This window comes from Mesorhizobium sp. M0761 (assembly GCF_040320205.1).
Classification (GTDB): domain Bacteria; phylum Pseudomonadota; class Alphaproteobacteria; order Rhizobiales; family Rhizobiaceae; genus Mesorhizobium.
The window spans coordinates 196,721-218,814 of record NZ_JAMYPF010000002.1 but is presented as its reverse complement, the minus strand read 5'-3'; the positions used below and the strand labels follow the sequence as shown (position 1 = coordinate 218,814).

General features: G+C 59.4%; 17 protein-coding genes and 1 pseudogene. 12 read left to right on the top strand and 6 right to left on the bottom strand.

Going from position 1 to position 22,094, the window contains the following annotated elements:
• Positions 1–994 precede the first annotated feature (994 nt).
• The 10 genes and pseudogenes from NKI32_RS03905 to NKI32_RS03860 all read left to right on the top strand — a co-directional run.
• A complete protein-coding gene (locus NKI32_RS03905; protein ID WP_353001924.1) occupies positions 995–1,354 on the top strand; it encodes a PqqD family protein in 360 nt (119 codons plus the stop codon).
• Positions 1,355–2,431 carry a serine kinase gene (locus tag NKI32_RS03900; protein WP_353001922.1) on the top strand — a complete coding sequence of 359 codons (1,077 nt, stop codon included), beginning with the start codon at positions 1,355–1,357 and terminating at the stop codon, positions 2,429–2,431. It begins immediately after the preceding gene.
• 13 nt (positions 2,432–2,444) lie between these two features.
• Positions 2,445–3,209 carry a glycosyltransferase family 2 protein gene (locus NKI32_RS03895; RefSeq protein ID WP_353001920.1) on the top strand — a complete coding sequence of 255 codons (765 nt, stop codon included), beginning with the start codon at positions 2,445–2,447 and terminating at the stop codon, positions 3,207–3,209.
• Positions 3,206–3,886, top strand: coding sequence for a glycosyltransferase family 2 protein (locus NKI32_RS03890; RefSeq protein WP_353001918.1), 681 nt, complete (start codon positions 3,206–3,208; stop codon positions 3,884–3,886). Before NKI32_RS03895 ends, NKI32_RS03890 begins: the two co-directional genes overlap by 4 nt.
• Positions 3,883–5,343, top strand: coding sequence for a nucleotidyltransferase family protein (locus NKI32_RS03885; RefSeq protein ID WP_353001916.1), 1,461 nt, complete (start codon positions 3,883–3,885; stop codon positions 5,341–5,343). Before NKI32_RS03890 ends, NKI32_RS03885 begins: the two co-directional genes overlap by 4 nt.
• An 86-nt stretch (positions 5,344–5,429) precedes the next feature.
• Positions 5,430–6,338, top strand: coding sequence for a glycosyltransferase (locus tag NKI32_RS03880; protein WP_353001914.1), 909 nt, complete (start codon positions 5,430–5,432; stop codon positions 6,336–6,338).
• A 1,206-nt stretch (positions 6,339–7,544) separates the two neighbouring features.
• Positions 7,545–8,090, top strand: coding sequence for a 2Fe-2S iron-sulfur cluster-binding protein (locus NKI32_RS03875; protein ID WP_353001912.1), 546 nt, complete (start codon positions 7,545–7,547; stop codon positions 8,088–8,090).
• Complete coding sequence (locus NKI32_RS03870) at positions 8,087–9,073, top strand: FAD binding domain-containing protein (RefSeq protein ID WP_353001910.1); 987 nt, start codon at positions 8,087–8,089, stop codon at positions 9,071–9,073. Before NKI32_RS03875 ends, NKI32_RS03870 begins: the two co-directional genes overlap by 4 nt.
• A gap of 50 nt (positions 9,074–9,123) precedes the next feature.
• Positions 9,124–11,400 (top strand): xanthine dehydrogenase family protein molybdopterin-binding subunit, encoded by a 2,277-nt coding sequence (locus NKI32_RS03865; RefSeq protein WP_353002155.1) that lies wholly within the window; start codon positions 9,124–9,126, stop codon positions 11,398–11,400.
• A 229-nt stretch (positions 11,401–11,629) separates the two neighbouring features.
• Positions 11,630–11,833: pseudogene (locus NKI32_RS03860) on the top strand (helix-turn-helix domain-containing protein); the annotation flags it as partial.
• On the opposite strand, the gene NKI32_RS03855 reads toward NKI32_RS03860, so the two are convergent.
• The 5 genes from NKI32_RS03855 to NKI32_RS03835 all read right to left on the bottom strand — a co-directional run bounded on the left by NKI32_RS03855 (position 11,805) and on the right by NKI32_RS03835 (position 15,205).
• Positions 11,805–12,410, bottom strand: a complete 606-nt coding sequence (locus NKI32_RS03855; protein WP_245265776.1) for a hypothetical protein — start codon at positions 12,408–12,410, stop codon at positions 11,805–11,807. The pseudogene NKI32_RS03860 and the gene NKI32_RS03855 sit on opposite strands and share 29 nt — an antisense overlap.
• Positions 12,410–13,426, bottom strand: coding sequence for a hypothetical protein (locus NKI32_RS03850; RefSeq protein WP_353001908.1), 1,017 nt, complete (start codon positions 13,424–13,426; stop codon positions 12,410–12,412). The genes NKI32_RS03855 and NKI32_RS03850 overlap by 1 nt, the downstream gene beginning before the upstream one ends.
• A 13-nt stretch (positions 13,427–13,439) precedes the next feature.
• Positions 13,440–13,826: a DUF3768 domain-containing protein gene (locus NKI32_RS03845; protein WP_353001906.1), complete on the bottom strand. Its 387-nt coding sequence runs from the start codon at positions 13,824–13,826 to the stop codon at positions 13,440–13,442.
• Between the two features lie 84 nt (positions 13,827–13,910).
• A complete protein-coding gene (locus tag NKI32_RS03840; RefSeq protein ID WP_353002154.1) occupies positions 13,911–14,486 on the bottom strand; it encodes a tyrosine-type recombinase/integrase in 576 nt (191 codons plus the stop codon).
• Positions 14,487–14,668: 182 nt separating this feature from the next.
• Positions 14,669–15,205 carry a hypothetical protein gene (locus NKI32_RS03835; RefSeq protein WP_031199901.1) on the bottom strand — a complete coding sequence of 179 codons (537 nt, stop codon included), beginning with the start codon at positions 15,203–15,205 and terminating at the stop codon, positions 14,669–14,671.
• A 720-nt stretch (positions 15,206–15,925) separates the two neighbouring features.
• Here NKI32_RS03835 and NKI32_RS03830 point away from each other — a divergent pair.
• Together NKI32_RS03830 and NKI32_RS03825 are read left to right on the top strand one after the other, a co-directional pair.
• Positions 15,926–17,677 (top strand): adenylate/guanylate cyclase domain-containing protein, encoded by a 1,752-nt coding sequence (locus tag NKI32_RS03830; protein ID WP_353001904.1) that lies wholly within the window; start codon positions 15,926–15,928, stop codon positions 17,675–17,677.
• A gap of 344 nt (positions 17,678–18,021) precedes the next feature.
• A complete protein-coding gene (locus tag NKI32_RS03825) occupies positions 18,022–19,497 on the top strand; it encodes an adenylate/guanylate cyclase domain-containing protein (RefSeq protein ID WP_353001902.1) in 1,476 nt (491 codons plus the stop codon).
• A 690-nt stretch (positions 19,498–20,187) separates the two neighbouring features.
• Here the strand turns inward: NKI32_RS03825 and NKI32_RS03820 are convergent.
• Positions 20,188–21,951, bottom strand: coding sequence for an adenylate/guanylate cyclase domain-containing protein (locus NKI32_RS03820; RefSeq protein ID WP_353001900.1), 1,764 nt, complete (start codon positions 21,949–21,951; stop codon positions 20,188–20,190).
• Positions 21,952–22,094 lie beyond the last annotated feature (143 nt).

Below are 22,094 nucleotides of genomic sequence, written 5' to 3'. Positions count from 1 at the left end.
CCGACTCTCTGTCGGTCGAGGCATGTCCGCTGTAGCGGGGGACGCGGCAAGCGTTGCGTGACCTGGAGGTATTGAACTGATGGGATAACTTGATCGTCCGAAGAAGCGATCAAAATCGGCGCACTCATCCTTTGGCTCGCCCCGGCTGGGTTGAGGCAGGCAGACATTTGCTTACGGACCTTCAGCTTGCTGGTAGCGAAATCAACGGCGCTCGGTGAGGCTTTTTAATTCTAGCTTCACGGAATGTCCGCTTTCGGTGCTCCGGAGCGGTATCAACGTGCGACGTGAGGCGCTTAGCGGTCATCGGAGTGCGATGCCAGGTTCGCGGAACTGACCTGTAGTCAATCGGCCCCATTGCTGCCATTCCGGAGAACAGGCATGGGTCAATCTACACAATCCGTTAATTGATCGGCTCCGTCTCGCGACGTTTGCTACCATTGAACACGGGTGAGTGATCACGTTGGATTGGCGCAGCTTTGCGCCCAACATCGGCCGTAGAAAGAGGTATCGCCCCATCTCGAAAGCAGCCGCATCGCGCAGACCCCGAACCGTGCCGGTCAGTATCGTGCGGCAAGCCGTCTCTCGAAAAACCCGAAGCCAGTGGCGCGAGGCCAGTGCCCGCGCCTCCTAGCACCGCCGCGTTCGCGCCTGCAGCCTCGTTGCATCGCCGGGTTCCCGGCTGGCATCCCAGGATTTCTGGCAGCCGTCCGGAGAACAAAGGTTTGGCGTTCGAATTCCTTGCCCTCGATCAATGTTTCATGTGTGGGAGCTCGCACATTAGCATTGACTATTTCTAGCATTGTCTTTTTTTTGCAAAAGCGTTTGCACTGACGCATGAAAGGTGCTTGGGCTGACGCGGTCACGCGGGCGGGTGGGTGCATAGCGGGTCTAGACATGCCACGGGATAGTACTGAAGGCGGGGGTTGTTCTGAATTTGTCTGGTCCATACAAGCTCGCGAGAGACGTCTCGTGCGAGAATTTCGACGGTGAGTATGTGGTCCTCAATCTTGCGTCGGGACACTATTTTTCGGTGTCGCCATCGGGCAGTGCCGTTCTCGACGGCATTATCGGGGGTTTCGACCTGTCTGAGGTGACGGATGCGCTCGCCGCCGCGGAGCCAGCGAGGCGAGATGAGATCAGGGGCTTCTTGGCCAGGATCATCGACCACGGTCTCGTTGCCCCCGATGTCGGGGCAATGGCCCTGCCGCTGACGGCGGCCTGGCGCGATGTAGCGCGCACTGTGAGCGGTCCCATGCTGCTCGAAGCGTTCGACGACATCGCCGACCTCATCACTGCCGATCCGATCCACGACACCGACCCATCCGCCGGCTGGCCCGTCAGAAAAGACGCGTAGTTGGTCGCGACGACAGCCTTTACGACCGGCGACGGGATTACCCTGGAGAATTTGCGGAGGTTTGCCGGATGGGCGATCGAGCGGGCGCAAACCGCCATGGATACGATGGCGCCCGCTGTCCGCCTGGCACTGCCCCGCCTCGAGGTTTCGCTTTACACGCAAAACACCGGCTATGCCGAGCTTGCCCGGCAACGGCTTTCGCAGGCCGGCGCCGGCACGGATCGTGGCGAACCTTGCCGCATCCTGGTGACGTCGCCAGGCATCGATGGAATGATGGCGCCGCCGGGATGGGGCGATGAGCTCTTCCATTCGCGCCGTTTCGAAGAAGCGCTTTCGGGAACCGCGTTTCGTGCCGAATTCGACCATGGTTTGCGCTTCTGGCAAATCTTCGACATCAGGCGAAACATCGGTGTGCAGTGGATGCAGTCCGAGCGCGCCTATCCGCCCTGGGAGCCCGGCTCGCCGCTTCGCGTCTTTCTGCACTGGTTCTACAGCGCCCGGGGGATGCGGCTTGCGCACGCCGGCACGCTTGGCAAGAACGGCAAGGGCGTGTTGCTGGTCGGCCGCGGCGGCTCCGGCAAGTCCGGCAGCGTCGTTGACGGTGTGCTTGCCGGATTGCAAACTGTCGGCGACGACTATGTTCTTCTCGACCATGGCGGCGGCTTTCCGATGGCCTTTCCAGTCTTCCGGACGTTCAAGCAGGATGCCGGTGGCCTTCGGCGCCTCGGCCTCTACGACGCCATCAGAGCCGGGCGGGAGCCGAACTGGCAGGGGAAATATGAATTCTTCAGCGAAGATATCGACGGTGTCGCAATGACGCCTTCGCTGGAGATAAGGGCCTTGCTGGTGCCGCATCTCGTCGAGCAGCAGCACAGCGAACTGAGCGCGGTGTCGCGGGCGCGGGCGATGTTGGCGCTGGCGCCGTCGGGACTTTTCCAGATGCCGGGCGAGCGTGACAGCGGCGTCACCCGTTTTGCCGAGCTGGTCCGCTCGCTGCCCTGTTTCGGCCTGTCGCTGGGCCACGATCGCGCCGCGCTCTCGCAGGTGATTGGCGATTTTCTGGATGGCGTGGCATGAGGCAAGGACAGCATTGAAGAAGATCTCGGTCATTGTGCCGCTCTACAACCGGGCGAAATTCATCGAAGCCGCGCTTCGTTCGCTCGTCGTACAGGCAGCCGATTGCGATCTGGATATCATCGTGGTCGATGACGGCTCAACTGATGAAGGTCCGGCCATCGTGCATGGCATGGCCGAGCGCTACCCGTTCATCAGGATGATATCGACCGAGAACCAGGGTGTCTCCAAGGCACGCAATGTCGGACTGAAGCAGCTGAGGCCCGGTTGCGAATTTGTCACCTTCCTGGATTCGGACGACGTTTCGACGGCTGCGCGGTTGGCGACCGATCTTGCCGAATTCGATGCCACACCTGAACTAAGCCTCACCTACGGTCAGATCATGATGATCGACAAGATCGATCATCTGACGCTGGCGCCGACGGCCGATTCCAATACGGCGATCATTCGCAGCATTCATGTCGGCGCCGGGATTTTCCGCAAATCGCTCGTCGATAGGGTCGGCACGTTCGATGAAAGCCTGCCCCAGGGCGAAGACACTGACTTCCTGCTTCGCTGCTTTGAGACCGGCGATCCGTATCGTCTGGTGGAAACCATCACGCTTTACTATCGCCAGCACGCCGGCAACATGAGCCGCGACAAGGAGATCGTCATCAAGTTTCTGATCCATGCGCTGCGCCGCTCGATCGTGCGACGACGCAGCAATCCCGGTGCGCGCATTCCCGAGAACCTGTTCAACATGAAGGCTCTCGAGCACGTCTACTTCGAGTTTGAAAAATGAGCGGGTCAATCACCGCCTACAGCGTCGTCATCCCGGCTTTCAACGCAGCGGAGACGATCGGCGAAGCGATCGCGTCGATCCTTGGGCAAACTGTGTTGCCAGCCGAAATCCTTGTCATCGACGATGGATCGACGGACGCGACCGCCGCTCTGGCACTGCAGTCTCACCCTCTGGTGCGCGTCATTGCGCAGGCCAATACCGGTTGCGGCGGCGCTACCACACGCGGCATGGCCGAGAGCCGGCACGCCATCATCGCCACGCTCGATGCCGACGATGTCTGGTTGCCGGGCAAGATGAAGCGACAGCTTTCGTGTTTCGCGGAAGATCAGACGATCGACGGTGTATTTTCAAATCTCGAGCTTTTCGGCAAAGACTCGATGGCCGGACAGGTTCGAGCTGGCTGGGTCCGCTCCACCATGGTCATCCGGCGCCATGTCTTCGAAACCGTGGGGCCGATGATCGATCCGCCGGGAAATCGCGGCGACATGGTCGACTGGCTGGCGCGGGCCCGCGAGGCCGGGTTACGCCTTGATCTCTTGACTGAAACGCTGGTTCGTCGGCGCGTCTGGCCAGGCAGCATGTCCTATGGTCATGACCCGCTCAAAGACCGCGGCTACCTCCATGTTGCCAGGGAGCGCATCCTGCGAAGGCGACGCGTCGAGGATTCATCTGCGTGAATCTGACAGCGCGTTTATTGCCAGCGCCCGAGCGCACCTTTCCGATCGGCTGGCATGACCGGCTGATCAAGGCCGCAATCCATGCCGACGACGCCATCGCGCTGGCACATGCGGAAGCCTGGCTGCTGGCCAACGACATCGACTATGCCTCGCTGCGCGATCACGGCCTGTTGGTCGAGATAGCGACGCGTTTCGGGCCGCGTCTTGCCGCGCACAGCCCCTATCCCCGGCTCGTCGGCCTGCGCCGGATGTTGTGGACGCGTTCGCTGATGGCGCTTCGCGAGGCAATGCCGGCCCTTGCCGCGATTGCCGGCGCGGGTGCCCGGATGCTGCTGCTCAAGGGGGCAGCACGCCTCACCGATGCGGACCAGGAGCGGGTCGTCCACCATATCGAAATTGGCCTTCGCTCCGAAGACATGCTGACGGCCTATGACGGGTTCATCGACCGAGGCTGGCGGCCCGCGCAAGGTGTAAGCCATCACTATGTCCGTGAGCATCTGGCCTCGATGCGCGGCGTCAAGATGTCCCGGGAAAATGCCGGCGACATCGACCTTCATCTCAGCCTTTTCCATCCTGGGCAGGGCGGCGCGGGTGATGATGAAGCATTATGGGAGCGATCGCGCCCGGTGCTGCTCGATGGGGTGGAAGTGCGGTTGGCCTCGCCGGAGGACCGGTTGGCGCTCGCCATTGCCCAGGGCGGCCTCAATGGCCATGACAACAGTGACTGGCTGGTGGATGCTGCCGGCATCCTGTCGCGGCAGACGGTTGACTGGCGCCTTTTCGAGGAGATCGTCGAGGCCCGGTCGCTTCAGGCGCCAACGCTGTTTGCGCTTTGCTATTTGTCTGATGAGGCGGGCTTGCCGGTCCCCCAATCCCTGCTCGACACCATGGCGACGGCAGCACAAGCGAGTCCGTTGACCTATCTCAGAATCTTTGCGCAGGCCAAGCCGCGCGAAAGCGCAACGGTCGTCGACAACACCATCCGCCGCTTCGTCAGGCTGCTGCGAAAAGGTGCGGCCCGCCGACAGACTAGGCGGGCCGGCGACCGCTTGCTCAACGTGCGCAAGATCACAGGCGGCGACAGCGCACCCCAATCATCGCCCGATATCGAGCAGTCCGTCGCCGTGCCGCCGCAGTTGCATCTGGGCCGTGCACATTTCCATGCCATCCTCCAGCTTGCGGCGCCACCAGGTCGGCGCAGAATCGAACTGGAGATCAACAGCGCCGGCCGCCACATCGGTCGCATCCGCTACCGCAAATGGACCAGGGGCGGTTGTCTGCTCACGTTGGCCATCGAGGGGCCCATCGATATCGCGGCCGGTGAGACGGACATCAGAGTGGTGTCGCGGCCGAGCCGGCTGTTGCGCCATGGCGGCGACCCCAGGCAGAGAGCGCGCTACGATGCGCTGCCGTTTCGATGTGTCGAGGTGGAGATCACGCAGGCCGCAGAGCGCTAAGGCTGCGACCAGATCAATCGTTCAAGTAAGAAGATGGGAGTTCGTCCGGTATCAATCTGGCATGAATAGATCTCGAGAGGGTATGGATGAGACTCTGGAGGCACGGTGAGAACTGGCGGCGCCGCCGGGTCATGCGCCGGCTGAAGCTGCGCAGCGCCTTCTTGCGGTGGTGGCACGGTCCACTAGGCCCCAACCCGGATGCGCGCATCGTGCTGACCGTCCGCTACAGCGTACATTTCCTCGGTGGCCGGGAAGGCTGGGTCGTCAAGGACAAGTTGAGCCCGCAGGAACATGTAGCCTGGCTGTTCAATGAGGACAGATTGCTTGAGCGCCTGCAATTCTTCTCCGGCATTCTGTTGCCCTCGCTGCTGACCCAGGACATGCCGATGCAGCGCAACCGCCGCGAACTGGTCGTCTATATCTCGGAAGGGTTGCCCGATGCACATCGCACAGCGCTGGAGGCAACGATTGGCCAATATGATTGGGCACGGCTGGTGCCGGTGCCGATGGGCGCGCTGGAATATCCCGATGTCGGTGTGGACGTCGAACACGCGCATTTGCGGATCGATGACGACGACGCCCTGTCGCGCGATTTTCTCAGCCGGTTGTCGGCCTATGTCAGGCCCGAATTTCACGGCAACATAATCACGCAGCCGGTGGGCTATTTCGCCGGCTTCAACGATGCCGGCCATCTCATCCTCAAGCGGGTCTGGGTGCCGATGATTGCGATGGGCATCGCCTATATCGTCGGTCCGCGGACTGCATTCCGGTCGATCTATGAGGTTGGCCCTCATTTCCATGCCTATGGCGCTGCGCCCACCATCATCGGGGACTCGGCGCCAGCCTACGTTCGCACGGTGCATCCTGGGCAGTCGATGTATCCGCTGACCCTGTTTGAGGGCGATCCTACAATAAACCTGGAGGAGGTGTGGCGGCATATCGAGTTCGATCCGGATGCGCTGCGCCCGGTCCAGCGCTCGCGGAGGGCCTTGTGATGCGTATCGTCTGGATGCAGCACAGTCCGCGGTCGGCAGGGATGGAAACCTTCCTAGCGTGGATGAGAACCGTATTGTGAGACTGTCGAGCCTCGGATGAGAGCGAACGAACTCTAAAATCCGTCAGATTGGCGTGACGCCCAATTCGGCAAAGACTGAGTCTACCGCCTGCATAGGTTCCTCTTGGCAGTATCGCCTCGATCGAAAAGTTGCTGTAGCATGTTGTGAAAAAGCTGCCGATCCGCTTGGGTCGATTGCTGCCGTCCGCAATGCGCCCTTATCAGCCGTTGAGATCAGACTCGTCTTTTCCTGAAAGCAGAGGTTTCGCTTTGTCAGCGGAACAGCCTGACCTTGGCGACGTTCATTGGACCGGAGTGTGATTTTAATGGCGATGTCGGATAGCGCGTTGCTAGTCACGGTACTTGATCGAGTTAAGCGGGCGGCGAGGGAGCGGATCGCGATGACAGGATCTATGCTGGCCGAAGAGTTAGCCGTCCTCGATGTACCCACATGGAGAGTTGACAGTGCGATCTATTCTCTCGAACACTCCCGGAAACTTGCTGCCGATGAGAAAGGCGAACTGCACCATACTATGCCTCCGCAAAATCGCGGGAGGCCATAAGTGGCAGAGGACCAATTGGCCTTAAGGGACTTGTCCGATTACGGACCAGCCCGCTCTTGTTAATCCAGATACGATAGGCGATGTCCGAGAGTTCATCTGTCCAGACTGTGGGCAGTTCAAGATCACGAACTATGCAATCGCTATGTTCAAAGGCTTGTCGCGTGATGAGAAACTGGAGCGCCTGGAGTGCGCGAAATATGTCGCCGGCGACAACCAGGTCGTCGTGAGCACGGAACACGGTTCGATCGAACCAGATGATGGATTAAGTTGAGGGAAGTTATATTTATATTAGCCGTCTCATCCGTAGCTTGTGCCCCTATGCCCTTCACCGTGGTGCTGGACGCAGAGGCACTGCCCGCTTGGCTGCTGTCGCGATTGTCGATCTTGGTCCTGTCGTCGGTCGCGCTCTGCTTGGCCCTGACTCGTGCGGAACGCTATTCTTGCCCTTGGTGCAGTGATGCGGCTTTCCGCTTCGCCCCGGAAGCGCGCGCGAACCTACGGACCATTTACTTTGGTTCTCCTGGTTGACCCTTCGCCCTCGGACCCCAGGTAACTACCCGTCTCTGCCGTCAGTGAGGGTTGCAATGTCCGTCATCGTCAATGGTTTAAACGTCCCCCTACCGGCTGACCCTCGCGTTTCGGTTCTCGACCTCCTTCGTGAGCATCTTCGCCTAACGGGTACCAAGAAAGGCTGCAACCAGGGAGCCTGTGGCGCCTGCACGGTTTTGCTCGACGGCGAGCGCATCATTTCGTGCCTGACGCTTGCAGTGCAGGCCGACGGCCGCTCGATAACCACGATCGAGGGACTTGCCGACGGAGATCACCTCCATCCTTTGCAGCAGGCCTTTGTCGACCGTGACGGATTTCAATGTGGCTACTGCACGCCCGGGCAAATCTGCTCCGCCATCGGCATGGCGGCTGAATTGGAGCGGGGCTTGCCCAGCCATGTGACCGTCGATTTGGCGGCCACGTCCATTTCGGCCAGTCGCCAGGAACTGGCCGAGCGCATGAGCGGCAATCTGTGTCGTTGCGGTGCGCATAACGGCATCATCGACGCCATCGACGCCACGTTCTTCAGCAAAGAGGCCGCACAGCCCTACCAGCCAGACCTCCCCGAGGTGGCGGCATGACCCCCTTCAACTACTCCCGGGCATCGGATGCGTCCGACGCTGTGCGGCGCGCCGGCGTCGAGGCCGCCAAATATCTCGGCGGCGGCACCAACCTTGTCGACCTGATGCGCGAGACCATCGAGCGCCCGACCGCTCTTGTCGACGTCACCGGGCTGTCGGCCTCCATCGAGGACCGGGATGGCGGCCTGTTGATCGGAGCGGCTGTTCGAAACACTGCCCTGGCGGAACACCGCGCCGTGCGTGAGCAATATCCTGTTTTGGCACGTGCGATCCTGGCAGGTGCATCGGCGCAGATTCGCAACATGGCTACCGTAGGCGGCAACATCCTCCAGCGCACGCGCTGCGCCTATTTCTATGACGATGAAGGATCGCGCTGCAACAAGCGGAGCCCTGGACAAGGCTGTGACGCCGTTGATGGTTTCAATCGCATGCATGCCGTCCTTGGCGCTTCGGCCGCCTGCGTTGCGACCCATCCTTCCGACATGTGCGTAGCGCTCGCTGCACTGGGTGCGATCGTCCATTTGCAAAGCGCGAAAGGCGCTCGCACCTTGCCATTGACGGATCTTCATCGACTGCCTGGGGACCATCCGGAGCTCGAGACCGTTCTGGAAAAAGGAGAACTCATTACTGCGATCGAATTGCCCCCGCTTGGCACAGGCGCGCGATCGACTTACCGAAAGGTCCGTGACAGGGCTAGCTATGCCTTTGCGCTTGCGTCCGTCGCTGCGGTGCTCGAGGTGGAAGGGGACGGCACTGTCAAGGATGTGCGGCTCGCCCTCGGTGGCGTGGCTCACAAACCCTGGCGGGCATGGAAAGCAGAGGCTGCGATCAAAGGCGGCGCAGCCAACGCCGCCACCTTCCGCGCCGCCGCCGAGGCCGAGCTCGCCGACGCTGTGGCGTTGCGCGACAACGCGTTCAAGATCGAGCTGGCAAAACGGACGATCGTGAGTGTTCTCAGCGAACTGTCCGGAGACGTCGCATGAGCGTTTTGGAAGAAGCTGCCAAGGCAGCACAGGGTGTTGCCCAGGGGTTGATGAAAAAAGCCATCGAACTCGCACCCGATAGCTGGATGCCTGGTGGAAAACCGGATCCGCTCATCCATCATCAGCATGGACATGTCGGAAAGTCCGTGTCGCGGATTGATGGTCCCCTCAAGGTCAAAGGAGCGGCACGCTTTGCAGCGGAGTTTGCGCCCTCAAACATGACCTACGCCGCAGTGATGTTCAGCACTATAGCCAAGGGCAGGATCGCATCTATCGACACATCCGCTGCCGTAACAGCACCCGGGGTCATCCTGGTGATGACGCATCACAATGCGCCAGCCATGAAACCGATGCCGCTGTTCATGACCAATGCCAGAGCCGCGGGCGGCGACAATTTGCCCATAATGCAGGACGACCGCATTCACTGGAATGGCCAGCCCATCGCCCTGTTGCTTGCAGAGACGCAGGAGCAGGCCGACCACGCCAAGTCACTTATCCGCGTCTCCTATGAAGTGGAGAGCGCAATTACGTCGTTTGCGGCGGCCAAGGCGCAGGGAACTGAGCCTGGAATGTTCATGGGCGAGAAGATGAAGGTGGAAATCGGCGATGCCGACGCTGCCTTGGCTGCGGCTCCGCACAAAGTGTCTGCCACCTACCGGACGCCACGCCACAACCACAACGCCATTGAGCCCCACGCCGCAACTGTCGCCTGGGACGGCGATGAACTGAGGGTGCACGACGCCTCGCAGGCCGTGGCACATACAGCCTGGTCGCTCGCACAGGTCTTCGACATCGACGAGAAACTGGTGCACGTCACCTCGCCCTATGTCGGTGGCGGCTTTGGATCGAAGTGCCTGTGGCAACACCAGGTCCTGGGTGCCGCCGCGTCCAGGATCGCCGGACGTCCGGTACGCATTGCGCTGTCGCGGGAGGGCGTCTACCGCGTGGTGGGCGGTCGCAGCCTGACCGAACAGCACGTGGCGATCGGCGCGCAGGAAGACGGGCGCTTCACGTCTATTATCCATACCGGCGTGACGGTGATGAGCCGCCAGAATGCCTTGCCTGAGCCATTCATTGTCGCGACGCGCAGCGGCTATGCCGCCGACACGTTCAAGCTCGACGTGGAAGTGGCCTACATGGACATGCTCGCCAACACATTCATGCGCGCACCGGGCGAGGCAGTCGGCACATTCGCACTCGAGTGCGCGATCGATGAACTGGCTGTCGAACTCGCCATGGACCCGATCGAACTGCGAATCCGCAATGAGCCCGACAAGGACCCTACCCAGGGCACGCCTTTCTCCTCGCGGCACATTGTCGAGGCCTATCGTGCAGGCGCCGAGCGATTTGGCTGGAACCGGCGAACCTTACCCGGCGCGCGCCGCGAGGGTGAGTGGCTGATCGGCATTGGCTGCGCCACCGGAACCTATCCCTACTACCGCATGCCTGGCGGCGCTGTGAGGATAACCCTGGCCCAGGACGGACGGGCAAGGGTCGCGGTTGCGGCTCATGAAATGGGCATGGGCATGTCTACAGTCAACACCCAGATCGCCGCTGAGCGGCTCGGCCTGGCCCTTGATGAAGTATCGGTCGAATACGGCGATTCCACACTGCCGGGTGTCATTTTGGCAGGTGGTTCGCAGCAGACCGCTGCTATCGGAGCGGCCGTCATCGCCGCCCAGCGCCTGCTGGTAACCGAACTTCTGAAGCTTGCAGGCAATGATTCGCCGCTGGCCGGACTAAGCGCCGACGAGGTGGGCGGGCTTGACGGCGGCCTGGCCAAGCTCGATGAGCAAGATCGCCACGAGAGTTACGTATCCATCCTGTCACGAGCCGGCCGCAACGAGGTGACGGTCGAGGCGCAAGCTCCCATGCCAATGGAATTGCAACACTGGTCAATGCACTCCTACAGCGCGATCTTTTCCGAGGTGCGTGTCAACGTTGTCACCGGCGAGACGCGGGTCAGCCGGGTTCTGGGCTCGTTCGATTGCGGACGCATCCTGAACCACAAGACGGCCGCCAGCCAGTTCCGTGGCGGCATTATTATGGGCCTTGGCCTGGCGCTGATGGAGGAAACCCAGTTTGACGAGCGTAACGGCCGGATTATGAATGCGAGCCTGTCCGACTATCACGTCCCAGCTCACCTCGACGTTCCGCCAATCGAGATTATCTGGACCGATATTCCCGACCCTCACACACCTATGGGTGCTCATGGTGTTGGCGAGATTGGCATAACCGGCACTGGTGCAGCTGTTGCGAATGCGGTTTTCAACGCAACGGGAAAGCGCATTCGCGATCTACCGCTGACACTCGATAAGCTGATGTAATATCGGGCGCCTGTCCACAATTGGCGCGAAGGGGTAAGCACTTTTGCCGGACGCAAACGTCGGCTACTAGCCACCTATCCCGAAAACCCGCCTGTCCGCTTCCGGCCCAAATTGGTCGCGCGGAAATCAGCATTGGCCGATTGACCCCGACCAAAACGCAGCTCCCGCAACTGGCGGCGAACAAGCACGCTGGGTGATCGTCCAGCCGTAATTCGGCGATTGCTTGCGGATGGACATGCGCAAGCTCGTAAGCCGAAACTTTGCGCCTTCGTGCTCGGTCAGGATTGACGCAGAAGGCCGTGGCCGAACGGGCCAACCTCAGTCAGCAATACGTAAGCGGATTGGAGCGAGGCCAGCGGAACCCTGCCGTTGAGACGCTATTCGCTCTCTCCAAGCGTTGGGGGTTAGCCACGTCGAGTTGGTACAGTCGCCAGCCGACTCAGAGTGGCCGCGACGCAAAAAATGGCGTCGTGCGGGACGATGTGCTGTCGTCCTTTGGGCCTTGGCCGCTCGTGGGCCATGCGGCATGCATCGAGCGAGATCCGAGCATAGCCGCTACTATCGAAGAGGATGAGAGAGCTGCGGCTGATACGGCGGACGACCGTCCAATGGTTAAGCGAGCCGAAGACCGACAACACTACTGCCTGACCTGGTTGTCCAACCCAATCGCCGAGACGACGCAAGAGCTCTTCAAAACATGGCTGTTCGTCTCGACCCAGCATAGGTTTGGCTCGGATGGCCACGTCGTGTTCGGTCGCCAGATGTAAGATCGCGGCCTTCAACAGATATCTTAGAGGCTGTGTATCGATACCGTTCGACGCGGCGTGGGCCGCCCCTACTGACTGATCAACCGATTCCAGCAATGCGACAAAAAGATCCTGCCAAACGGGTGGCCGGAAAAGGTTGGCACGCACGCCGAGCGCGAGCCGGATTGCGTTGATGACGGCGTAAATGCCGCAGAGGCCATCAAGTTCGCCTTGGCGAAAGGGGAGAAGTGCGTGATGTGACATCAGGCTTCCTCCCTCGTCGGCTTGGCGGGTCGGAGTGCAAGGCGGCTACAGTAGTGTCCGAGCGGACACCAATGGAGTTCGCAGGGGAGAGTGTCACGAATGTTGTTTCCATTGCAGACGGATAGTTCGTCAGCGGCGCAGAAACGCCAGACCGCGTGCTGCAGCGCTCGTGGCGAGATGGATAGGGTCGGCTCGTCAGCCATTTTTGCTGCGAGGTCGCGCAAGATAAACTCACAGCCGACAGCGCTGTAGCAGCGTTGCCCATAGAGATGGTCAGCTTGATAGGCAGCATGGATGCCAGTCCGGTGAAGAAAGTTATGCACCAGCGAGTCGACGACGACGACTGATGCGCCGACGGCGTACCATCGTTGGCGATCGGGACCAGCGTGGAGGAGGATTTGCGAGAGCATCATGCCGGCAAGCTTGCGTGAGACGCCAACGACTTGCGTGAAAGCCGCCAGAAGCTCTTCGCGTCCGGCGGAGACCGGGTCTTCGCTGGTGTTGGTCACATCAAGCAATCGGTCGATGAAGGCAACCAGATCGCCACGGCAGACGTCGCGGATGAACAGATAGAGCGAGAAAGCTTGCTCGTTGAGGACACCCTTCCTCAATGCCAGCTTCGGCACAGGGCACGTGGCCAGGCTGTCGGGATTAGCGCAGGTCTGAGTTGCCTTGCGATAACGGCAACCGCGATAGCTATCAAAGTCGGTCAGCTTCGGGCAGAGTTCCTGCTCGCTGGAACGTCCCTCCCTGCTGAGCGCATCGGTGACGCCGTACCATTCGGCGTTGCCGTGCTTTTCGATATAGGCGCGGGCGTGTGAGTCACGGATGCCTTGAAGAGCAAATCCGTCGATCAGTGATCGGTACAGCCAGGAGGTATCGGAATTGGCAATTGCCTCTGACGCATCTGAGGATTGGCCGAGCGCCAATGGGTCAATGCCATGATGTTCTGACTGGGCTGGCAGAGAGACCAGCGCTACCACCATAGCTTGGGCGTCATCGATTGTTTTCACCATCGTAATGTCCCGCTCAATATTCATCGGCGCGCATGACGGTCATGACGCGAGAGGTGACGTTTCGGTCGGCGGCATCGGGTGAAAGAAACTGACGTTTCAGGTCGAAATAGTCGATTTTCCAAATGATTTTGACGCCATCGACGGTCATGACGGCACAGTCATGCTCGCCGTTGGGATCGTTCTCAGGCGTGAAAGCATCGAAGGCGGCGATTGCGGCGATGGTCTTCGTTACGGCCGATGCGCCAAGGCCGGCGATACCAGCGGTAATGACAATTGTTCCACCAAGGCGTCGGATCCTAAGGTCGTCGTTAAGTTGACGGATTTTGACCAGGTTTTCATCGAGCATTCCCCGGATCATTTCGATATCAGCCGGTGACATTCCGTTGTCTTTCTTGGTCATGAGGTTTTCCTTTTTTGAGCACGAGCGCAGGCGACCCGGCCGCGATTGCTGCCGAGGTGACGGTCGTTGGATTTTCAGTGGGGGTTAGAGGAGACGCATCAGCTTGCGCTGGGCGGTAGCGTCGCCGTCGATGTAGCCTTGGGTCGTGTTGAGCGACTTATGGCCGGCGAGCTGCTGGACATCGCGCAGCGAACCACCGGCTTTGTGGATCATGCGAGCGGCGTGGGTGATGAAGGTTCGACGGCCCGAATGTGATGAGCAGCCTTCGAGGTTCAAGTTGCCGTAGACGCGAGCAAACCAGTTGACGATGGTTTTTGCGCTCATTCGGTCTCTGCGTTCCGACACGATGACTGGCCCGGTCAGGTCGGCACCGCGAACGAGTTGCTTGAGCGCCTGGCTGATCTCAGGATGCATCGGAATGCGTCGACCGCTTCCTTTCTTCGCCGCCCACCCAGGCAACTCGATCAATGGCGCGATTTTGCCATTCGCTGTCGATACCATCGACCAATCGAGGGCAGCGATTTCGCAGGCTCGAAGGCCAGCACGAAAACTCAAAAGTACGATTACACGATTTCTCAACGGCAGTCGGCTTCGCTTGCTCCAAGTCAGAAGCGCGCGCAGTTCCGACGGCCGCAGCAACTTTGCTGGCTGACCTCGCATGTTGAATTCCTTGTGTGTTTGGTGGCGGTTAAAACGGCCGGCTATCTTCGACAAAGCTCAACCAGTTGACACAACCATAATAGCACATTTACGAGTTAAATGCAACTTAAGATTGCACAATCACCTTTTGGCGGAATAAAGGTGCCTTCGGCGGGCGCGTTCCCGCCGAAGGCAACCGAGGTTCAAGCGCTCGGTGCAGCAAGCGCTACGCGGCGCCGTGATGTACTAAACGACGGCAGGTTCGGCCAATCACGCCACGACAACGTTAAGCGGTCGCTGGAGGGATCGGCGGCAAGGACAACGGCCTCCCACCAGCCGTCCTCGCGGCCGACCGTGGCAAGCACAGTCGAGCCGACGACAATACTAGACCAAAGATCCAGCTGTTGCGCCGGTGCCGTGACGGGAGGCTGGTCGGCGACGCTGCCGGCATCGGCTGGTCGCAGCTCGTGCTCGGTGCCGATCAAAGCCGCGAACTTTTCGTAGACATCGTGTTTTACAAACGCACAGACGACCTTGCCGGCCGGCGACACTCGACCGACCGGTATCTCTTTTGCCAGGACGGCAAGCTCGTCGGTCGACGGGACCACTACGGCGACACGCTGCGCGTGTGCGACAGTAAGAGCTGCGCCAATCGCATCCCCCGCGAACGTGCACGCACGCGGTCTGCCTTCAACGCTACCGTCAAGAATAACGGCAAATTTCTCCATCTCAATCTCCATCTGTTTATTCAGTCACAATAGAACATAACATGAACACGCGACAAAGTCAAATATAGATGTAAATATGACGAATATATGAATGGAGCAGTTCGTCGCAAAACCGAATAACGGTTCCCCAGAGAGGCTAAGCGGTGAAAAAAACCTGATACTGGCTGCTCTGAGCCGAGCGCAAGCTTCCGACGATTTCCGAAACGGAAAGGGGCACTGAAGGCGCCCCTTTCACATGCTCGGGCTTGCGATCGAAGATAGTGATTGAACTAGGGCGCAATCATCCGAGCGGCAGGGAGATGAGGTAGGCGCATCCAGTGGCGTTTCGTTCTGCGCTGCGGCTTGCGAATTTGAGAGCACTGAGCAGCAATTTCTACGTAGGTCAGCGTTTCGGCAGTTGGCAACACGGACCGACTTGTCAACGCGGGTCCCCAACCAACGGCCCGATGCCACTTCACCCGAAGGCTTACAGTACGAGAGATGCAACGATGGGCAAGAGATCGCGAATTTAGAGACTGATCGCGCCGCCAGGCATACTCTCATCTCGTCGTCAGCTCTGGGGCCGGATTCGGAAGGTCTGCTTATGGCGTCCGAAGTACGTTAGTGGGCTTTCGGCGCGTGCGACCGAGTTTGGAATCTAACCCAATAGCAGCCAAGCGGCGTGATAGACTCCACACCTCAGGGTCCATACAATCCGCGCGATTTCCTTCGCTCTAGGTTGCCGCATTGCCAATGGCCGAAGAACGCAATCAGCGTCGCCTTGCCGCCATCCTCGCGGCCGATGTGGTCGGCTACTCCAGGCTCATGGGTCGCGACGAGAGCGGAACCCTATCGGCGTTCAAGGCGCATCGCCACGAACTGGTGGACGCTAAGATCGCCGAGCATCAGGGCAGGATCGTCAAGCTGACCGGCGATGGCTGGCTGGCAGAGTTCCCCAGCGTGGTAAATGCCGTTGCCTGCGCCACCGACATCCAGCACAAGATGCGCGAGCGTAATGCGAACGTGCCGGCGGACAGGCGCATCGAGTTCCGCATTGGGATCAACCTCGGAGATATCATTATCGACGACGACGACATCTTCGGCGATGGCGTCAACATCGCAGCACGGATCGAGAGCATTGCCAAGCCGGGCGGCGTTGCTGTGTCCGGCTCTGTCCGGGACAGTCTCGGCAACAGACTCGCACTGACCTTTGAAGATACCGGCGAGCAGACGCTCAAAAACATCGAGCGGCCGGTGCGCGTCTACAACGTCAGCCTCTTTCCCGACGTGCCGTTCCTGCAGCCCGTTGGAGCAGTTCCGGTCGCCAACGAGAAACCATCGATTGCCGTGCTCCCCTTCAACAACATGAGCGGCGATCCGGAACAGGAGTATTTCTCGGACGGCATCACCGAGGACATCATCACTGAACTAGCCCGCAATCATGGCCTGTTCGTCATCGCACGGAACTCGTCCTTCACGTTCAAGGGAACCGCCGTCGACATCGCAGAAGCGGGGCGAAAGCTTGGCGTGCGCTACTTGGTGGAGGGCAGCGTTCGCAAGGTCGGCAAGCGCGTGCGCATTACTGCCCAGCTGATTGAGGCAGCGACCGGTAGTCACGTCTGGGCGGAACGCTATGATCGTGACCTAGAAGACATCTTCGCAGTTCAGGACGAAGTGACTCGAAGCATCGTGGCCGCCGTTCCGGGGTATGTTGAATCCGACGTCGTGAAAGCATCGCGGCGCAAACCGACTGAGAGCTTGGGCGCCTATGACCATTATTTGCGCGGTATGGAGATCGTCAATCGCTGGCGCAACGATGATATTCCGCAAGCCATGACGGAATTCGAAAGTGCGGTGAAGCTTGATCCAAACTTTGCCCGCGCTCATGCGGCGGTGGGCCATATGCACGTTCGCGTCTATTGGCAAACGCTTGCCCCACATGCGTTGGAAAAAGCAAACCGAGAAACAGAACTCGCCGTGCGGCTCGACGGGGAGGACAGCAGGTGCTTGGGTGTTCGTGGGATGTGCCTTATGCTGGAGAGGAACTTCGACGCGGCGTCGGAAACGTTCCAGCGCGCCTTCCAGCTGACACCTGATGACGCTGATCTCAATGACATGATGGCGTACTATCTACTTTGCACGGGACAGGCGGGCGAGGCTATTGAGAGATCGCTCAAAACTATCCGCGCCAGTCCACTGTTCCTTCCCGCCTCTCTCCGTGAGACTGTGGGCATGGCATTCATGATGACGCGACAGTACGAGGAGGCGATAAAGTCTTTCGCCACTATCAGCAGCCCGTATTATTATATCCACGTTTATGCGGCCGGATGCCTGGCGAAGCTCGGGCGTCCCGATGACGCGCGGGCGCAAGCCCGTTTGGCAAACAAGATCAAACCAGATTGGCCTAGCGTGGATTGGGGCTATCAGTACACAAAAGAAGAATATAGGGAGCACGAGCGCGAACTGGCCCATCTGGCTTTGGATGCTTTTGCGGACCAACGTTGAGTGTCGGTCCGACTCTCCATCGGGTCAATCATTGTTTTGCGCCGGCCTTCCTTTCGGACCTTGAGGTTGCCCACATCAGCGTGCCGCTGCTGGTGCTACGGCCGACAAGCTCGGCATCGACCTGATCTGGTTCGGCATGCTGCTCGGCTCAGCATGCAGAGCAATTTCATGCGTCCGCCCTTCCGCTTTGCGATTTCTGTCTTCGCTCGGTCGCTGCCCGCGCGCCTTAATTCGACCGTCTCATCGGGAGTCAAATCGCGCCGGCAACCACGTGCGCAACTTCCGGACACCAAGAATAGCTCGTACAGTCTAACATTCCTCAGCCCATCGACTCTGGGACCGGTATGGTGGAACAGCAGACGACGCGCCGGCTTTCGGCCATCCTCGCAGCCGACGTTGTCGGTTACTCCAGCATGATGGGAATCGACGAGGCAGGTACCGTTGCGGCGCTGCGGGAGGTTTGGCAGGAGACCTTCAATCCCGCTGTCACCGCGCGTCACGGCCGCATCGTAAAGATGATGGGCGACGGAGCGCTGGTCGAATTTCCAAGTGTGGTGGGCGCTGTGGAATGCGCAGCAGCGATCCAACGTGCGATGGCGCAGCGCAATCTCGTCGCTGGCGCCTCAATTCAGTTCCGCATCGGCATCAATCTTGGCGACATCATCGTTGAGGGCGATGACATTTTCGGTGAGGGCGTGAACATCGCCGCCCGGATCGAGGCCATCGCCAAGCCCGGTCGCGTGTCGGTGTCCGCTTCTGTTCGTGAAAATGTCGGCAACAAGCTCGAACTGGCTTTCGATGATACCGGCGAGCACAGCCTTAAGAACATTGAGCGGCCAATACGCGTGTATGATGTCGTTTTGGACGCTGCTTTGCCCAAGACCGCCGCCATGGCGCACGCTTCGGGGACGCGGACCAAAGGCAGCGTAGCCGTGCTGCCCTTCTCCAACATGGGAGGAGATCCAGAGCAAGATTACTTCGCCGAAGGCATCGCGGAAGACATTCTGACTGAGCTCTCGCGCTTCCGAAACCTGTTCGTGATTGCCCGAAATTCATCTTTCTCATTCAAGGGGAAGGGCCTTGGTACTCAGGAAATCGCAAAGGCACTGAATGTCGAATATATCGTAGCCGGTGGCGTGAGGCGCATCGGCAAACGCGTCCGTGTGGCGGCACAACTTATCCATAGCACTACTGGTCAGGAACTCTGGGCCGAACGCTATGATCGTGAACTTGAAGATATCTTCGTCGTCCAAGACGAAGTTGTCCGGACCATCGTTGTGACGCTCGAATCGCGCCTTCAATTGGCGATGGCCAATGATGCGAGCAAGCGGAACCTCCCTAGCCTAGCGGCCTATGAATGCGTTCAATTGGCAAAAAAGTATGTTGCCCTGCATGATGCTGCACGAGCAATGCCATTTGTAGAGAGGGCTCTCCAGCTAGATGCTGAGTACACCGTTGCTTATGCTATGCGAGCCGCGACGTTCTACGTGCAGTACCTCGAAAACGCGCAAGCGAATACGCTCGACGAAATGGCGGCGGCCTCCCGAACCGCCATCGCTTTGGATGAAGGTGATCCCATAGGGCATGCGCTACTCGGAATGGCCCTGATTCTCAAAGGGCAATACGAGTTGGCAGCGTCTCATCTGGAACGGGCCATCAGCCTAAATCCGGCCAATTCTGTCGCCGTCGCGTATCAGGCAGAGTTGCTCTTGCGAAACGGTGACTTCGCCATAGCGCTCAAGACGATGGATTTGAGTTGCTTCAGCGCGATCCAATTCCGGCTACATGGCATTGGGAAATCAGGGGCATGGCTCTGCTAATGCTGCGACGATATCAAGAAGCGATCTTGGCATTTTCTCGGCAGATCCATCCATTTTGGTACATTCATGGCGACCTAGCGATGTGCCATGCGCGCCTTGGTCACCTAGGTGAGGCGAAGGCGGAGATTGGGAAGCTCATATCGGCAATGCCCGATATAACGATCAGCCGGTATGTCGAAATCGACCCATATAGAAATCAGCAGGATCGCGACTTCATCGTAGAGAGCCTTCGGCTGGCTGGGCTGCCCGAGTAGCGATGCCAGATTAGCGCTCGCGACGTCGTCCAGGGGTCAAGTTTACCGATGCTCTGGCCTCGGGAAAAGGTCTGCGTATGGGTGTCTCTTTTTGGCTTCTAGGGCATCCCTTGCTGATCGGCAGATTGGGCCGAAAGAGAAGTGTCCGCTCCGAGGATTCGACCTTGTTTAACCGACGTTCCAACCCTCGACCCCGCTTCTGCTATGACATCGCGAGGACCGACTCAAACTTATCGGCGAGGCATAGGCGTTCCCGCCGACCCGCGCTCCTGACCGCCATGATAGGGACGATGCTAAAACACCTGATCACGACAGCGTTTTTCTTGGCACTATGTGGCGTTGCCCAAGCTGAGCGGCCATTATCGGTTGCCGCTACCTTATGGAAGAAGACCCAAACGCGACTCCAGCAGGGTGGCTCCGTCGAGTAAAAAGTTGGTCATTCCGGAAAGCCAGCCTTACGAAGGCCTTCGAGGTACATGTCTCGCAAGGCCAGGTCGCGATAGGGCTGGGATTCGACCCAATGGCTCATCCTGAAATGGGGGTTTGTTGCCAGATATAGCGTGGCCTCTTCACGCGCTTCTTCTAACCGGCCGAGCAGCGCCAGGATCGACGCCAATTTAACCCTGGATTCGGTTCGATACGTTGCATCATTCCTCAGAGTCTTCACTGCTTCCTCATACTTACCGGCCGCGGATTGGGCACCTCCGAGTAACCAGAAATACCAGCTCGGCGGGCGCGGATTCAGGCGCAATGCCTTCTCCATGCAGGCGATCGCCTCTACTCCGCGACCTTCATAGATCTTCAGATTCCCGAAGTTTGCCCAAGCATCTGCGTCGTTCGGATTGAGGCGGAGCGAAATCTCGCACTCCTTGGCAGACTCATCCCACTGGCGCTCGATGAGGAGTATGAACGCGAGCACCCAATGCGTGCCAGAATTTTCGGGATCGAGTTCAATCGCCTTTCTTGCCGACGCCATAGACTGTTGACGAAGGGGATTCATCGGATAGTTCCTGAAGACCCAGGCCTCGCACTGACTGATCGCCAACCACCGATAAGCATCCGCGTAGTTAGGATCGAGCGCGATGGCCCGCTCGAACAAGGGTATGGCCGCAACGCCCGCCTCTGTGGAGTGTGCCCATTCAGCCCGCCCCCGTAGATAGAGATCATAGGCCTTCAGGTTCGTTGGCCGATAGCGCTCCTTCAGGTTTGCCGTGGCCAACTTGCCGGCGAGCGCCTCAACAATCTTGCCGACGACTTCGTCTTGAGCCGCGAAGATATCGGCAAGGTCCCGGTCGAAGCGATCCGCCCAGATGTGCCCACCGGCGGGTGCATCGATGAGCTGTGCATTGATCCGAACACGGTCCGCCAGCCGTCGGGCACTACCCTCCAGTACATATTTCACGCCCAGTTCGCGAGCGATCTGGCGGGTGTCTACCGATCTGCCCTTATAGGCAAAGGATGAGTTCCGGGCGATGACGAAGAGCTCGGGTACTTTGGAGAGGTCGGTAATCAGATCCTCCGTCAATCCATCGACGAAATACGCCTGCTCGGCGTCAGCGCTCATATTCACAAAGGGGAGGACGACTATTGACGGCTTGTCGGGCAGCGCGAGCTGCGGCGAAGGCTTCTCCGGAACGAGGGCCTCCTCCGGTGGCGCGCGTCCGGCCTTCGCGGGAATTCCGACCTGCAGCGAATAAACCCGGACCGGATCGGCGATGTTCTTCAGAGTAACCGCGCCGCGATCGTAGATTGCGATATCGAGCCTTGACTTTACCTGCCAATAGGCCTGTTCGGAAAGACAGATATTCCCTGGTTCGCAGATGCCTTCAAGGCGTGCGGCGATATTGACGCCGTCGCCCATCAGGTCGCCGTCGTTCTCTTGCACAACGTCGCCCAGGTGAATGCCGATCCGGAACTCGATGCGGCGATCATCCGGCACCCCGGCATTGCGCTCAAGCATGGCGTTCTGCACTTCGATCGCGCAGCGCACAGCCTCCACGACGCTACTAAACTCGATGAGGCTCCCGTCGCCAGTGCGCTTAACGACGCGACCACGATGAACAGCGACAGTGGGGTCGATGAGATCGCTGCGCAGCACCCGTAGCCGTGCCAGGATGCTATCTTCGTCAGCGCCGGCTAGCCGGCTGTAGCCGACCACATCCGAGACCAGGATCGCAGCTATCTTACGGGCCTCACTCATGTCGTGCTCCCTCCATCCAGTCTGGCACTACTGCCGAGCCAAAGGAAGATAGCTCCGAGCCATTGGTCGCATGATCCGCATCGGATCGATTCCAGTCGTCAGAGACCCGTGTTGGGAAGATAACACCCTGAGACCTGCCCATT